The following is a 14711-nucleotide window of genomic DNA, read 5'->3' on the forward strand; positions in this document are numbered from 1 at the left end:
CTGGAGCAGACATACTCCATTCTATCCCCAGACGGCCTAACTATTTACGAGACACACCACTAGGTTCTTCGGTCTCTGTCTGTGTCGTGCCATTCGGGTCAGACTCGGGCGCAGCGTCGTCGTTCCCGTTGCAGGCAGCCAGGGCCAGCAGCGACAGAGAACTCAGCGAGGTTATTGTGATTAGTCGACTTCTGCGCATGATTCAGGGTCTTTCAGCGTCGCTTCCATCAGCCTTCCCCAGACTGCGAACTCCAACTGAACATGGGCTCAATTCTCGGTATCAACTCGGTATCGAAATGGACTAGTAGGTGGTTCGCGACTTCTTATGGAACCCGACAAGGACGGCGCCGTAGAGGACACCTGCCACGGCGAGGAGGATCGTGAAGCCGTCCGCCTCCGCGATGATGAGGGGCACTACGGAGAGAACAGCCACAAAGACACCCGTGGCGGGAACCAGGCGTGACCGGGTAATCGTTGCTAGTCCACTCTGGTGGTCATCTGCCTCACCGGACTCCCTCTCCCGGATTTCTTGTCGACGCTGACTGATGATGATGCCGAGCACGATGATGACGGTAAGGGGCGCGGCGAGTCCTAATCCCAGGATCGCCCCCACCGTGAGAGCGTTTTGGAGCTCCTCACCGACGACCTCAAAAGTTACTGTCATGTGCCAGAGCCCCTGGCCGTAGTAGGCCCGGTACACCAGGGCAGCGCAGGTTCCGAACAGAAGCAGCGCCTGGATGCATACCCAGCCCAGTGTCTTCGTAAGAGGGCCGCAGGCAAGAATCCTGTACGTGCTCACTCCGCGACGGGCCGCGAACCACTGGGCACCGAGTGCCGGCACAACCGGTGCCACGATCAGTGCCAGTGAGGCCCCCACGTGTCCGGTGGCCGCCACAACGAGGGCTCCCAGCCAACACATGAGGAACGAGAGCTGCATGCCGAATGCCTGAGCCTCCAGGTATACCGATCGTTCGCGTTCGTCGGCGTAGTTCGCATTGTCGATGTTCACCAACTGTTCAGCAGCTGAATCGATGACATTGCCCCTGCGTTTCATGTTCGCCTTTCTGACTTCTCAGGAACCGGCTCCCCTGCGCCGAAGAGCACCTCTACGGTGGTGCCCAGCAGCCGAGCTATGCGCAACGCTAAAAACACTGACGGTGCGTAGTCGCCTTGCTCGACTGCCACGATGGTCTGTCTGCTCACGCCCACTGACCCTGCCAGTTCCGCCTGGGTCATCCGCAGATCTTTCCGGAGAACTCGCACCGGGTGATCGCGAGTCCCCGCTGCGGCAGGAGGGCTTGCCTTGCGAGACATCATCACCACATGACAACTTAACTTGACATAGAAAGTCAAGGATATTTGTCACTCTTGATCTTGTATTTTGCTGGTGAAGGGCTGAGTGCATCGTTGTGGCTGGACTGCTACCCTGCGGTTTCGTCCGCAATTAGGAGGTACTCGGCAAATGGACATGACCCATAGCATGAAACTGGTCACTTCGGTGGCTGCGGCTGCGCTGCTCTTCGGGCTCGCTGCCTGCGATAACGACGATGCCGACGCGCCTGATAACGGTGGAGATGCGGCCGAACAGACTGAGAACGGAGACGCCGCCGCTGAGGGCGCAGAACCTGGCGAAGACCCCGAGCAGCCCGAGATGCCAGAGCCAGACCTTGAGGACGTCCCAGACGTGGTGGCTGAGGTCAATGGTGAGGACATCAGTGGCGAGGAATACAGCACCGCCTATGAGCAGCAGTTCATGCAGATGGCCATGCAGGCTCAGATGTCGGGTCAGTCCGTGGATGAGGAAGTACTCCAGGAGCAGATTCTGGACAGTCTCATCGGAGTGGAGCTGCTGAGCCAGGATGCAGAGGATTCGGGCTACGCTGCGAGCGAGGACGAAGTCGACGAAGAGCTGGAAGCCCTTGCTGAGCGAAACGATCTCGAGACCGTGGAGGAAATCCTCGATCTTGCTGAAGAGCAGGGCATCAGCGAAGAGGAACTCCGCGAAGAGGTATCCCAGGAAGTGATGATCAACCAGCTCATCGAATCCAAAGACGTTGAAGAGCCTTCAGAGGATGAGATCGAAGAAGCTTACGAGCAGCAGGTCGCTCAGCAGGAAGCCATGCAGGAGATGGAAGGTGAGGACGGTGAGGAGACCGAGGTCCCATCCCTTGAGGATCTGCGTCCGCAGATTGAGGAGGAACTGTCCACCCAGAAGGAGAATGAGGCGATTCTCGCTCATATCGATGACCTGCGCGAAGACGCCGATGTTGAAGTCCACATCTAAAACGCCGTAGCAAGCACGCCGCACCAGCTAGCTGAGGGATAATCTCCATGTGACCAAAGCACCGGAAACGGCGGCACTGCCCTGGCAATCCTCTCAGGTTGCTAGGGCAGTCCATGCTGGGGTGGCGTTGCTCTGCGCAGCTGGTCTGCTCAGCTCGCTGTACCTGGGGTGGACCGCAGGTACAGAGTTGCCCGACGGTGTCGGCTATGCCGGAGGATTTTCGGCAGGGTGGCCACATCTCGTCAACCAGCCGGCGTACTTCACTTTTCTCTCTGCGCTTCTGGTGTGTGTCACCTCGGCCTTGTTGGCTATTCAGCCAGTTCGCACATCCTGGCTATTCAGCACCTTGCGTTTGGCGGGTGTCGTCCAAGTGATCATCACTGGGGTGGTTTTCAACCTTTTGCTGCGCTCTGGCGCAGAACTTAGCGGTGTGTGGCTGTTCAATGACAAGGTTCTGCACATCATCGTTCCGGTGTTGGTGCCCATTGTCTGGCTCATTTTCGGCCCGCACGGCAGGGTCACCGCCCGAATCGTCGCTGGCTCCACAGTCCTGCCTCTGCTGTGGCTGGCGGTGACCCTTGTGCGCGGTCCCATGCTGGACTGGTACCCGTACACAATCCTTGATGTTCCAGGCATGGGTGCTGCCGGAGTTGCGCCCTATGTGGCGTCCATACTGCTGGCCTTTGTGGCCATCGCAGGTGTGATGTGGGGGATAGACCGGGTCATCTACCGCTCAGTTAGCCGGTAGGTATTCCCTTCTGGGCCAGATCGAGATCAGACTGGGCGTGACAGCATACCTTTGGATGAGGAACGACGATGGCACTTGGAATGACCCCGTATCTCATGTTCGACGGCACCGCCCGTGATGCGGTGACATATTACGCCTCTATTTTCGGTGGTGAAACGGAGTTGCTCACCTATGAGGAGGGTATGAATGAACAAGGAGAGGCGCGGGACCGCATTATGCACAGCTCTGTGTACCTTGAGCGAGGTGCTCAAATCATGGCTGCAGACGTGTTTCCTGGTCAGCAGTCCAACGGACTGGGCACGTTGGCCCTCAGCGCAAGTGAGGACGATCCGGAAGAGAACAGCCGCATTGTCGGCTGGTGGCATCAGCTGCTGCCCGAATCGGAGGTAGTCGTTCCGCTGGACGCCGCACCATGGGACCCTTCCTCAAAATACGGTCAGCTGAAGGACCAGTTTGGTGTGGAGTGGATGTTCCTGGTGGCCGCGACAGACTGAGAGCTGTCAGCCCAACTCTTTGACCACCCGTGCCGGGTTGCCGACTGCCACCACGTTCGCAGGAATGTCTCGAGTGACGACCGCACCTGCCCCAATGACCGAGTTTTCTCCGACCGTCACGCCGGGGCAGATGATCACACCCCCGCCGAGCCACACATTGTCCTCAAGAGTGATCGGTTCGGCGGACTCCCATTTGTCGCGCCGGAGACTTGGCTCCAGAGGGTGGGTTGGTGTGAGCAGCTGACAGTTGGGTCCGATCAGACAATCTGAGCCAATGACGATCTGGGCGACGTCGAGCGCCACGAGCCCGGTGTTGACGAAGGTTCGGTCACCGATCGACAGGTGTGCCCCGTAGTCCACTCGCAGTGGCGGGCGGATCTGCACGTCCTGTCCCAGCTGGCCGATCAGCTCGGCCAGCAGTGCCTGGGCCTCGCCTATGCGCCCCTCATGGGCATGCGTGTTGTATCGGTGTGCCAGCTGCTGGGCTGCGAACGCCTTGTTGAGGATCTCGGAATCAGCTTGGTACCAGTCCCCGTCGCGCAACCTCTGGTAGTTGCTCCGCCGGTTGTGTGTGTAAGGGCTGGAGCTCAAGCTGCACCATACTGCTGCGCGAGCGTTGCCGCGAGACCGGTGTACCCGGATGGTGTGAGATTCTTCAGCCTCTCCTCGGCGGCCGCAGAAAGTCCCAAACCGGCAACAAAGTCCTTGAGCTTCTCCGCATCGACACGGCGCCCCCGCGTCAGCTCCTTGAGCCGCTCGTACGGATTCTCCATTCCGTCCACGCCGGCGACAGCCTCAGCCCGCATCACCGTCTGTATGGCCTCACCGAGGACCTCCCAGTTGGAGTCTAGATCTGCGGCAATGGTTTCCTCAGCGACGTCGAGCTGTTTGAGTCCTTTAGTCACATTGTTCAACGCCAAGACCGAGTGCCCCAGGGCAGTGCCGATGTTCCGCTGGCCGGAGGAGTCAGTGAGGTCTCGCTGCCAGCGGGATTCCACCAGCGTCGACCCCAGAGAGTCCAACAAGGCGTTGGAAATCTCCAGGTTAGCCTCCGCGTTCTCGAAGCGGATCGGATTGACCTTATGCGGCATGGTGGAGGAACCTGTGGCTCCGGCCACGGGTATCTGCCGGAAGAAGCCGATGCTGATGTAACTCCAGATATCGACGCACAGCCCGTGCAGGATCCGGTTGAACCTGGCGATATCGGCGTAGAGCTCCGCCTGATAGTCATGAGATTCGATCTGCGTGGTCAGCGGGTTGAACGTCAGCCCGAGGTGCTCGACGAAGGACTTCGCCACACTCGGCCAATCGACGTCCGGGGCGGCAGCCAAATGAGCCGCGTAGGTGCCGGTGGCGCCATTGATCTTGCCCAGGAACTCCTGCTTCCCAATGCGGTCCAGCTGCCGGTTCAGCCGGTGAACGAACACGGCGATCTCTTTGCCCAGCGTGGTGGGCGTGGCGGGCTGTCCATGGGTGCGCGACAGCATTGGTGTCGCGGCGGCGTCCTCGGCGAGGGTGGTGAGACTATGCAGCGTCTGGCGAGCTGCGGGCTCCCAGACACTGCTGACGGCGTCACGGATTCCCACCGCGTAGGCGAGGTTGTTGATGTCCTCTGAAGTGCAGGCGAAATGCACCAGCGGCGCAAGGTTGCCCAGGCTCAGAGCGTCCAGTCGGCGCGCGATGAAGTACTCTACAGCTTTCACGTCGTGGACAGTCTCAGCCTCGATGGCCGCTAATTCGGCAATCTCCTCCGAGCCGAAGGTTTCCACAATGTCCCTCAGTCCAGCGCACTGCTGCTGAGCGAGGACCGGCAGTCCAGGCAGGACCTGCTCCTGGCAGAGGTGGATGAACCACTCGACCTCCACGTGGATTCGGTTGCGGTTCAACGCAGCCTCGGAGAGATGATCCACCAGGCCCGATACGGCCGACCGGTAACGGCCGTCCAGGGCTCCGAGGGCGATTGCAGGTTCAGCAGAGGCAAGAGAAACACGGGTCATGACCGTCATTCTTCCACGGCTGGAGGAGCAGAGTTATCCCCACACTCGTGCGGTGATGACTGACACGCCGGAGGGTACACACCATGTTTTTGGGTTGCGCAGCGGGGGATACGCACTCCATAGGCTCGCTACCTGAGCCCACAGCTCTGCAGCAGGTCACCATGCAGGAACGACTCGAGAAGGCACCATGATCCTTAACCCACACACGGTATTCCACGCCGGAACTGTCCCCATTGAGCTGGAAAGAGCCGCCGAGGCCTACGACGCCGCCGCAGGGAGGCTGCGCGGAGTGCTCGCCCGGTTGCCCGACTACCTGGGGGAGCTAGACCGTGCGGAGGACGTCAACTGGGACTCCATGGCCAGTGACGCATACCGCGCTGTGCTGGGTCTACTCCGGCTACCTGCAGAAGTGATGATCGTAGAGGTCTCTACCCTGGCAGCACAGGCTAACGCGATCGCCGCAGACCTCAGGTATTACGCCCAGCAAGCTCGGACTCTATTGACGCTGCTCAGCGCCGGGTCCGGGATTCCTCTAGGAGACGCGGCCTCAGGGGCTGCAGACCAGTTCACAGGGCTCTGGCATGAGGCCAGGGGCGCGTTGGAAGGTCACGCTTCACGCTTCACAGAATTCATCGATCGGCACGGAGGTATTCCGTCACTTCTCCACGAAGACCTCCGAGGCTCCATTCTGCCCGGTTAACCACATCAGGAGGACCCGCACACCATGCCACTGAACAACATTTGGGACGTTCCGGTCGTGGGAGGGGGCCAAGGTAACAACGCATCAGCTCTGATCGACTCCGCGAACCACGGGCCGCGCACCCCGCCCTTTCGGATTCGCACGTCAGGCGGACCTACTCGGATCAACTTCGAATGGGAGTCGCTGAGAGAATCCACTATGCACGTCCAGCGGGCATCGGAGACCTTCTCCCAACTGCGGCGGGAGGTCATCAGCGTTTACGAGGAGTTCTCCGCAAGCGGTTTCGCCCATTTGCACTGGGAGGTCCCAGCCTGGCACATACGACTGGGCCAGGTGGTGCTCACGGCCACTGCGACAGAGCAAAGCCTGCTCCACGGAACCGTAGGGATCGAACGTGCACATGAGGCCTACCGAAACATGGAGACCACTGTGCACCAATGGTTCCACCTTGGAGTTCGCACCGCAGAAGGAAGCATCGCTGTGGAGCATTTGGTTCACCCTGACGGAGACCGAAGCTTCACCTACGATTGGTTCGCCACCACGCTGGTCACCGGAGGCGCCCAGGGCATTGAACATGTGCTGAAGAAGTACCCTGCATTGGACGTCATCCTCAGCACCATCATTGCCGTAGATAAGCACGCGGGACTGATGCCGGCGCTGATGGGACGCCACGAACAAGTCATCGATCCGCACATTGCCTCTACACATGTCCTCCAACCAGATGGAACGCTTGCGAACTACTTCGAGCATGTGGGCCAAACAGCTGAGCACGGAGACATCGCGGTCTCAGTGATTCCTCGTCCCAATATGGAGCCGGCGTACGCGGTGCACCTACCAGGGATCGATGTGGATGGTTTTGAGGTCGAACACGGTCGCAGCCCGATGAGCCTGGTGGATGGGCTCACCAACGAGTCAGCTCATATGACCAGTGCTGTTGAGGATGCGCTGGCAGAAGTGGGGGCACCGGAACGTGCGGAAGTTTTCATGACAGGATTCAGTCTCGGAGGGCTGCACGCTACCAATATCGCGAAGAATAGGGATTTCCGGCAGAAGTACACTCTGCGTGCCGTGACCACTGTGGCTAGCCCCATCACAGGGGGCGCTACTGCTCCAGGAGTCAAAGTGACCCACTTTGAAGACGCCCGCGACCCGGTGCCGCATATCACCGGGGAGCGACCCGAGCTCTCCGCCGACCGGATGGTCATCGAGTACAGCCACCTGGATCCAGACATCGAGGTCGAGTCCATTGCGGGATCAGCGCATACCTGGGAGCACAATGTGGATGCCATAGAGCTGCTGGAAGACAACGATGCCGAATGGCTGGATATCGCTGAACGAAACCACGTCGACGAACTTCGGGCCCAACTCATGTTTGGCGAGGAGATTGAGACCTACGTCTTTGATTCACACTGGCAACCTATGGAAACCCCTGAGCACGTTTTGCCGTGGGAAGCGGAGAACATCGAAGACCTTGAATACCTCTATGACGCGCTCAAGGACGGAGCTCAGGAGTTGCGGCGGCTACCCCTAGACTGAGGCTACGCCCGCTGGGGAGAGACCACGAACTGGTTCAGTAAAGCAGAGACCAGTGAGACAACGATTGCGCCCAGCACTGCATCCCAGAAGAAGCTCTCCACCACAAACGTCACCGGAGTGAAGGTGGTCAGCCAAGCGGTGAGCATGAGCATCAGACCATTGATGACAATGGCGAACAACCCGAGGGTCAAGCAGGTGATCGGCAAGGAGAGGGTCGCGACGATCGGCTTGATGACCACATTCACCACCCCGAAAACTGCGCCAACGATCACGTAGGCCAACACAACCGCTGCGAGCCCATCGCCCCAGCCTTCGAGCCGGATGCCGGGGACCAACAAAGCGGCAGCTGCAAGGGCCAGTGCATTCAGCAAAATCGCCAGTAGGATTCTCACAGAATGAATCTTCTCACGGCCCACTGGACAGCGAGGAATTAAGCGTGAACACAACACCACCCATTACGCCGCGTGAGGCGGTCGCCGCCCTACCGGCATACAGCGCGGGCAAACCGCCTCAGGCTGCTGAAGGGTTTACTCCCTACAAGCTCTCCTCCAACGAGAACCCGCTGGGGCCCGTACCGGCAGCGGCTCAGGCGCTGCGCGACGTGTCCACTCTCCACCGGTACCCCAACCCCGGAGCCGAATCACTCCGTGAAGCGCTGGCTGACCAGCTGCAGGTTCCGTTCAGCGACATCGTCACCGGCGCCGGAAGCCTCGGGGCGCTGACCCAATTGATCAGTGCATTCGCCGGCACAGGACAGAACGGGCAGAAAGATGAGGTCATCTACGCCTGGCGTTCCTTCGAGGCCTACCCGATTGTGGTGCGAACAGCGGGAGCCCAAGACGTAGCCGTGCCAGTGGCCGAAGACGGTCGGCACGACCTGGCCGCTATGACCGAGGCAGTGACCGACCGCACCAAAACCATCCTGCTGTGCACCCCCAATAACCCCACCGGGCCCGCGTTGACTCACACAGAGGTCACCGAGTTCCTGAAGACCATTCCGCAGAACATTGTGGTCGTCATCGACGAGGCATACTTCGAATTCGTTCGTTCGGCGGACCCGGTGGATGCTCTGGCGCTCTACCGGGAGCACTCCAACGTTGTGGTTCTGAGAACATTCTCCAAAGCTCACGGCCTGGCCGGACTGAGAGTGGGCTACGCCATCGCCCAGCCTGCGGTAACAGACCACCTCCGCAAGGTGGCTGTCCCCTTCGCCGTCAGCGCGGTCGCTGAAGCTGCGGCAATGGCCTCGTTGAGCCACATCGATGAGGTGCACCAGCGGGTGGAAACCATCGTTCAAGAGCGTGATCGTGTCGCTTCAGCTCTGGCTGACGCCGGATGGGCGATCCCCGAAACTCAAGGAAACTTCGTGTGGCTTCCGCTGGGCAGCGCCTCGGTCGACTTCGCCCAGGCAGCCGGCGCCCAGGCCCTGGCCGTGCGCCCCTTCGATGGAGAAGGCGTTCGAGTCAGCGTCGGAGAACCTGAAGCCAATGACCGTTTCATCCAGTTGTGCAGAACCTACAGCGGCCGACCAGGACTCTCCTGAAACAATGACCCCATGGGAGACGTGGATCACATGAGCGATATTAGGCTGGCAGATCCAACTCCGGTGCAGTTACTCGCAGAGGATGGAACGCTCACTGAGCACCCGATCTTCAGCAAGTACATCGAGGACCTCGACGAGGAGATTCTCCGTGAGCTGTACCGGCATATGGTGCTCGAACGCCGATTCGATACGGAGGCGACGTCGCTACAGAGACAGGGCTTGTTGGCTCTGTGGGTGCCGGCCTTAGGACAAGAAGCGGCACAGATCGGCGCGATCGCTGCCTTGGAACCGACGGACCGAGTGTTCCCGACTTATCGGGAGCATGCCATGGCGCTTTACCGTGGGATCACCCCTGAGGAGTTGATGGGCACCTTCCGGGCGACACGGCACACCGGTTGGGACCCACACGCCTACAATTTCAACGCCTACTCCGTGGTCTTGGCATCCCAGGTGATGCATGCTGCTGGGTGGGGCATGGGCATCAAGCAAGACGTCGCAACGGGGACTCTCGCAGAGGGCCGTCCAGAAAACGAGCTCGTCTTGGCCTGCCTCGGTGACGGTGCCACCAGCCAGGGGGACGCCCATGAATCCATGGTGTTCGCAAGTTCCTACGAGCTGCCGATGCTCTACTTCATCCAAAACAATCACTGGGCCATCTCAGTGCCTCAGGAGACCCAGTCGCGGGTGCCACTGGCGCATCGCGCCGCTGGATACGGGTTTGAAGGTCTGCGGGTAGACGGCAACGATGTCTTGGCCACTTTCGCAGTGACCCGCTACATGGCGGAGCAGATTCGCTCGGGGTCCGGACCGAAACTGGTGGAGGCTGTGACCTACCGGATTGGGGCACATACCACCGCGGATGATCCGACGAAGTACCGCAGCAAAGAAGAACTCGAAGTGTGGAAGAGCCGGGATCCGATTGCGCGCTACCGGGCATGGTTGGAATCCACGTCGGTCATTGATGCGGCCTTCACCGACAAGGTGGATCAGGAGGCCGCGGAACTTGCCAAGCAACTCCGGAAAGCTGTCCACACCATGGAGCCGGTGCAGCTTGAACGCGTCTTTGACACCGTCTACGCCGAACCGCACCGCCAGGTTGAGATGGAGAAAGCGTGGCTGAAGGACTATGAGGCGGGCTTCGCTGAAGAAGGGCAGGTGGCCGACAAGTGAGTGCTGAACCTGCAGTACAAGCCGAGCCGAAGGAAGCTGTGACCACTCCCGCCCCTATGCCGCTTGCCAAAGCCATCAACCGAGCTTTAGCTGACGAGTTGGCAGCCGATGTGAAGACCCTGCTCATTGGAGAAGACATTGGCGCTCTTGGCGGTGTCTTCCGAGTCACCGACAAGTTGCAGGCGCAATTCGGCCCCGATCGTGTCATCGACTCGCCACTGGCCGAATCCGGGATCATTGGTGCCTGCATAGGGTTGGCGATGCGTGGTTATCGCCCGGTCGCTGAGATCCAGTTCGACGGATTCGTCTTCCCCGCGTTCAACCAGATCACTACTCAGCTGGCTAAAGTGCACAACCGCACCGATGGTGCCGTGACAGTGCCCGTCACCATTCGGTTGCCCTACGGTGGTCACATCGGCTCGATCGAGCATCACTCCGAGTCCCCTGAGGCATTGTTCGCCCACACAGCAGGGCTGCGCATCATCGCACCGTCGAGCCCTCACGATGCCTACTGGATGACGCGTCAAGCCATCAACAGCGTCGATCCGGTGATCGTGCTCGAGCCGAAGCGCCGGTACTGGCTCAAGGGCCCCGTCGACTTCGACACACCCGCGCCCGACGCCTTCACCGCTCAAGTGCTCAGAGAAGGTACCGATGTCACACTTGCCACCTATGGTCCGCTGGTTCCCGTCGCACTGGCCGCAGCTGAAGTGGCCGCTGACCAGGGCAGAAGCGTGGAAGTAGTCGACGTTCGTTCCATCAGCCCACTTGATGATGAGACCATCGCCCGGTCTGCGGCGAAAACCCAACGCCTCGTCGTCGCCCACGAAGCACCAACCTTCGGCGGTTTCGGAGCGGAGATTGCTGCCAGAGTTTCCGAACGTGCTTACCACAGGTTGCAGGCTCCCGTGCTGAGAGTCGGAGGGTTCCACATGCCGTACCCGCCTTCAGGACAGGAACACCGGTACTTGCCAGACATCGATCGAATGCTCGAAGCCCTGGAACGCAGTTTTGTCTACGAGAACGCAGGAGGTCACTGATGAGCCAGACCTTCAATCTTCCTGATGTGGGCGAAGGGCTCACAGAAGCAGAAATCGTGTCATGGCGCGTCTCCCAGGGCGACACAGTTGACGTCAACGACGTCGTCTGCGAGATCGAGACCGCGAAATCTCTCGTCGAGCTTCCTATTCCTTTCGCCGGCACTGTCCAAGAACTTGTAGCCGGTGAGGGCGAGACGATCGAGGTCGGGCAACCCCTCATCAGAATCAGCGCGGCCGATTCCGGTGGAGCCCCGCCGCCAGATTCGGCGGACTCCAATGCAGAGTCCGCCTCATCCGCAGCCCCAGCTTCGGAGAAGCCCTCAGTGGCACCCGCCGAGGAACACCAGCAAGAGCAGGAGCAGTCACCACGGGGATCGGGCGAGGAGCAGAACCGGGCGCTGGTCGGATCAGGACCCAAGGCTGACGCGCCCAAAGCGCGGCCCCGCACACGACCTGCAGCTCTAGACCTCGTTGATGTCTCAGACTTGGGGGTCCGCGGCGGAAACGGCCGCAAAGACGGACGAAGTCCTGCTTCAGCGTTGGGGCACTCCGCGGCGGAGGTGGTCCGCAGGGCTGCCCCGCCGGTACGAGCTCTGGCGAAGAGGTTCGGTCTGGACGTTGTCCAACTGGTGGGGACTGGGAGGGACGGCCGGATCACCCGTGAAGACGTTGAGGCCCAGGCGCAGCAATTTTCCGGCTCTCAGCAGAGCCCTGAAAGCGTCTCCCTCTACGAAGGGCCGCGGGAAGAGCAGGTACAAGTTCGAGGCGTGCGCAAAGCAACTGCGCTCAACGTCTCTGCCTCCGCCTCAGAGGTGCCACACGTCTCGGTGTTCAAAGAGGTTGATGTCACCCGCATGATGGAGCTCCGGGCGGCGCTGCGCAATGACCCTGCCTATGAGAACCTAAGCGTTTCTCCTATGCTGTTCGCCGCTCAGGCGATCATCCGGGCTGCGAGGAAAAACCCTCAGGTCAACGCGACGTGGCACGGATCTCACTACACGCTGTGCAATTACGTGAATCTCGGAATCGCCGCGGCAACACCTCGAGGGTTGGTCGTCCCGGTCATCCATGATGCTCAGGCTTACACTCCCCTCGGTCTGGCAGCAGCCCTCACTGCGTTGACTGCGGAGGCCAGGGAAGGCAAAACAACACCGGCCCAAATGCAGGGAGGGACGGTCTCGATCACCAACATCGGATCTCTGGGTCTTGATTTCGGTACTCCGATCCTCCCGCCAGGGCAAGCCTCGATCGTTGTCCTCGGAGCAGTGCGGACAAAACCGTGGGTCGTGGGGGGCCAGATTGCTCCGCGGCAGATCATGACCATTGGCGGATCCTTCGACCATCGCCTGATCGATGGGGACCTCGCCGGGGCGTTCATCTCAGATGTCGCTGCCGTGATGGAACAACCAGGGCTGCTCATGGCCTAATGGGCGGATAAGCGAAAGTACTCTTAGTCCAGGCTGTGGATTGTCAACGGGGTGGTGTCCTCTAAACCCAATTGGGCAGCCAGGGGCACGTCATCGAGGACAATGTCAGCCTGTTGAGCACCAGTTGCGGCTCGAGCCGTCGTCTCAATCTGTTTCAGAATCTGCCATGACTGGCACTGATCGGTGCTTCCTGCGAAGCCGGTGAGATTCACTGTGACGGTGTCGTTGTCCTGCTCGACTCCTGTGACCTCCAGGCCAGAGGATGCCAACGGATTCAGGAAGGCCGGACTGCCGTGCTGAGATGTGTCCATAGAGATCAGGTACTCCAACGCTGACTCTGTGGGATTCTCTGTGACCATCGGAACGCTGTGCATGACGGAGATGTAGTCCTGGCAGCCGAACATTTCCGTCCGAGCGACCTGGTGGCTGTGAGGTTGATCCGGTTGGAATTCGTCATCGGAGCTGTAGATCTCCCAGTCATATCCGGGGGGGCTGACAAGGCCCAGGGGGAGCGCGACAGTCTCATCGTCGCCGAATTCTGGTTCAGGGAGAGGATTATCCGGAATCTCTTCCTCCGCAGCCTCCTGCGCGGGATCTGGGGCCCCACCTGCGTCATCGTCACCGGAGTCCCCATTGCACGCTGAGAGGCCGAAGAGCGCCAAAACGGCGAACGCGGAGAAGACACCGCGGAAGGTAGGGACAGATGTCATGGAGACAGGATACGAGCCTCTGCTGAATGAGTCCGAATCGGGGGCGGCTCTGAGCCGGATCGCTGTCGACCTCGTGCCGGACGTGTAGCTTGCATCGGGCGCGGAGTGCTTCCTGGATCGCTGCCGCAAATCGTCCTTCATCATCTTGTCAGAGCTCCACTCGGGTAGGCTGAGTTCATGCCTATCAGGAACCGTCGAGCCGCTGCGCTGCCCGCCAAGCTCTCCCGCTCTTGGCTGCTTATCAACGCCGCCAAGGAAGAGGATTTCGCCCCCGGTTTGGCCAGTGAGGCCGACTCTGTGATCTTCGATCTTGAGGCCTCCGTCCCGGACTCGCTGAAGGCTTCGGCGCGTGAGTCGGTGATGAGCGCACTCAACGGCGGCATGACGGCTTGGGTGCGGATCAGCCCCACTACCAGTGAGCACTGGGAAGATGATGTGGCTGCCCTGTCGAAAGCTGACGGGCTGCGCGGTGTCATGTTGGCCGAAACTGAGCGCCCTGATCAGGTGACTTACACCGCGATGCGCCTGCGTGCCGGCACACCGGTGATCGCGCTCCTCGAGTCAGCTCTCGGGGTTGAAAACGCCACTCAGATCGCATCGGCCCCAGGCACTTTTCGGCTGGCGTTCGGCACCAATGACTTCCGCAAAGACGTAGGCGTCTCTGCGGACCCCATGGCGCTGGCATATGCGCGCTCGCGGCTCGTGGTGGCTTCACGGGTCGGTGGGCTGCCAGGTGCCATTGATGGCCCTACCGAGGTCAACGCTGACGAGACTGCGATCGCTCAAGCATGCCAAGTGACTGCAGATATGGGCATGACGGGCAAGCTCTCGCTCAACCGTGCGCAGGTCGAACTGGTCAATCAGGGCTTGAGCCCCTCTGACGATGAGGTCTCCTGGGCGTTGGAGCTCATCGCTGCTCATGAAAGTGGCGCTTCGATAGGTGACGGATCGTATTTGCCACGCTTGGCACGGGCGCAGAAGATCGCCTCATTGGCTGACTCCTACGGGCTGTGGAACGCCTAAACTTACGCATCAAGTGGATGTGAGCTGACCAGAGAACAA

General features: G+C 60.2%; 16 protein-coding genes. 10 read left to right on the top strand and 6 right to left on the bottom strand.

What is annotated here, in order from left to right:
- Positions 1-301: 301 nt before the first annotated feature.
- Entirely contained in the window at positions 302-1054 is a 753-nt protein-coding gene (locus FEF26_RS07325) for a hypothetical protein (protein ID WP_138252891.1), read from the bottom strand.
- A complete protein-coding gene (locus FEF26_RS07330; protein ID WP_243730475.1) occupies positions 1051-1317 on the bottom strand; it encodes a helix-turn-helix transcriptional regulator in 267 nt (88 codons plus the stop codon). The genes FEF26_RS07325 and FEF26_RS07330 overlap by 4 nt, the downstream gene beginning before the upstream one ends.
- 163 nt (positions 1318-1480) lie before the next feature.
- Here FEF26_RS07330 and FEF26_RS07335 point away from each other — a divergent pair, with 163 nt between their 5' ends.
- The 3 genes from FEF26_RS07335 (at position 1481) to FEF26_RS07345 (ending at position 3526) form a co-directional block, all read left to right on the top strand.
- Positions 1481-2284: a SurA N-terminal domain-containing protein gene (locus FEF26_RS07335; RefSeq protein ID WP_166432950.1), complete on the top strand. Its 804-nt coding sequence runs from the start codon at positions 1481-1483 to the stop codon at positions 2282-2284.
- Positions 2285-2333: 49 nt separating this feature from the next.
- On the top strand, positions 2334-3032 hold the full coding sequence (locus FEF26_RS07340; protein ID WP_138252893.1) for a Pr6Pr family membrane protein: 699 nt from the start codon (positions 2334-2336) through the stop codon (positions 3030-3032).
- 68 nt (positions 3033-3100) lie between these two features.
- Positions 3101-3526: a VOC family protein gene (locus FEF26_RS07345; protein WP_138252894.1), complete on the top strand. Its 426-nt coding sequence runs from the start codon at positions 3101-3103 to the stop codon at positions 3524-3526.
- Positions 3527-3532: 6 nt separating this feature from the next.
- Here the strand turns inward: FEF26_RS07345 and FEF26_RS07350 are convergent, their stop codons facing one another.
- Both FEF26_RS07350 and purB read right to left on the bottom strand, forming a co-directional pair.
- Positions 3533-4117 (bottom strand): sugar O-acetyltransferase, encoded by a 585-nt coding sequence (locus FEF26_RS07350; protein WP_138252895.1) that lies wholly within the window; start codon positions 4115-4117, stop codon positions 3533-3535.
- Positions 4114-5523: an adenylosuccinate lyase gene (gene purB, locus FEF26_RS07355; protein ID WP_243730476.1), complete on the bottom strand. Its 1410-nt coding sequence runs from the start codon at positions 5521-5523 to the stop codon at positions 4114-4116. Before purB ends, FEF26_RS07350 begins: the two co-directional genes overlap by 4 nt.
- A gap of 187 nt (positions 5524-5710) precedes the next feature.
- Here purB and FEF26_RS07360 point away from each other — a divergent pair, with 187 nt between their 5' ends.
- Both FEF26_RS07360 and FEF26_RS07365 read left to right on the top strand, forming a co-directional pair.
- Entirely contained in the window at positions 5711-6223 is a 513-nt protein-coding gene (locus tag FEF26_RS07360; RefSeq protein WP_138252897.1) for a hypothetical protein, read from the top strand.
- 24 nt (positions 6224-6247) lie between these two features.
- Positions 6248-7759: an alpha/beta family hydrolase gene (locus FEF26_RS07365; protein ID WP_138252898.1), complete on the top strand. Its 1512-nt coding sequence runs from the start codon at positions 6248-6250 to the stop codon at positions 7757-7759.
- Positions 7760-7761: 2 nt separating this feature from the next.
- On the opposite strand, the gene FEF26_RS07370 is transcribed toward FEF26_RS07365, so the two are convergent.
- Entirely contained in the window at positions 7762-8151 is a 390-nt protein-coding gene (locus FEF26_RS07370; RefSeq protein ID WP_138252899.1) for a phage holin family protein, read from the bottom strand.
- Between the two features lie 44 nt (positions 8152-8195).
- Between FEF26_RS07370 and FEF26_RS07375 the strand changes: the two genes are divergently transcribed.
- Genes FEF26_RS07375 through FEF26_RS07390 form a run of 4 tightly spaced genes read left to right on the top strand, consistent with a single transcriptional unit; the run spans position 8196 to position 12939 of the window.
- Complete coding sequence (locus FEF26_RS07375; RefSeq protein WP_208012868.1) at positions 8196-9302, top strand: histidinol-phosphate transaminase; 1107 nt, start codon at positions 8196-8198, stop codon at positions 9300-9302.
- A 30-nt stretch (positions 9303-9332) separates the two neighbouring features.
- Positions 9333-10472, top strand: coding sequence for a thiamine pyrophosphate-dependent enzyme (locus FEF26_RS07380; protein ID WP_138252900.1), 1140 nt, complete (start codon positions 9333-9335; stop codon positions 10470-10472).
- A 56-nt stretch (positions 10473-10528) separates the two neighbouring features.
- On the top strand, positions 10529-11512 hold the full coding sequence (locus FEF26_RS07385; RefSeq protein WP_138252951.1) for an alpha-ketoacid dehydrogenase subunit beta: 984 nt from the start codon (positions 10529-10531) through the stop codon (positions 11510-11512).
- Complete coding sequence (locus tag FEF26_RS07390; RefSeq protein WP_138252901.1) at positions 11512-12939, top strand: dihydrolipoamide acetyltransferase family protein; 1428 nt, start codon at positions 11512-11514, stop codon at positions 12937-12939. Before FEF26_RS07385 ends, FEF26_RS07390 begins: the two co-directional genes overlap by 1 nt.
- 23 nt (positions 12940-12962) lie before the next feature.
- Here FEF26_RS07390 and FEF26_RS07395 read toward each other — a convergent pair whose 3' ends face one another.
- On the bottom strand, positions 12963-13649 hold the full coding sequence (locus FEF26_RS07395) for a GerMN domain-containing protein (protein ID WP_166432951.1): 687 nt from the start codon (positions 13647-13649) through the stop codon (positions 12963-12965).
- 177 nt (positions 13650-13826) lie between these two features.
- Between FEF26_RS07395 and FEF26_RS07400 the strand changes: the two genes are divergently transcribed.
- Complete coding sequence (locus FEF26_RS07400; RefSeq protein ID WP_138252903.1) at positions 13827-14672, top strand: HpcH/HpaI aldolase/citrate lyase family protein; 846 nt, start codon at positions 13827-13829, stop codon at positions 14670-14672.
- The last annotated feature ends 39 nt before the right edge of the window (positions 14673-14711 follow it).

It is taken from the genome of Nesterenkonia salmonea (genome assembly GCF_005771525.1).
In the GTDB taxonomy this organism is placed as follows: Bacteria; Actinomycetota; Actinomycetes; order Actinomycetales; family Micrococcaceae; genus Nesterenkonia; species Nesterenkonia salmonea.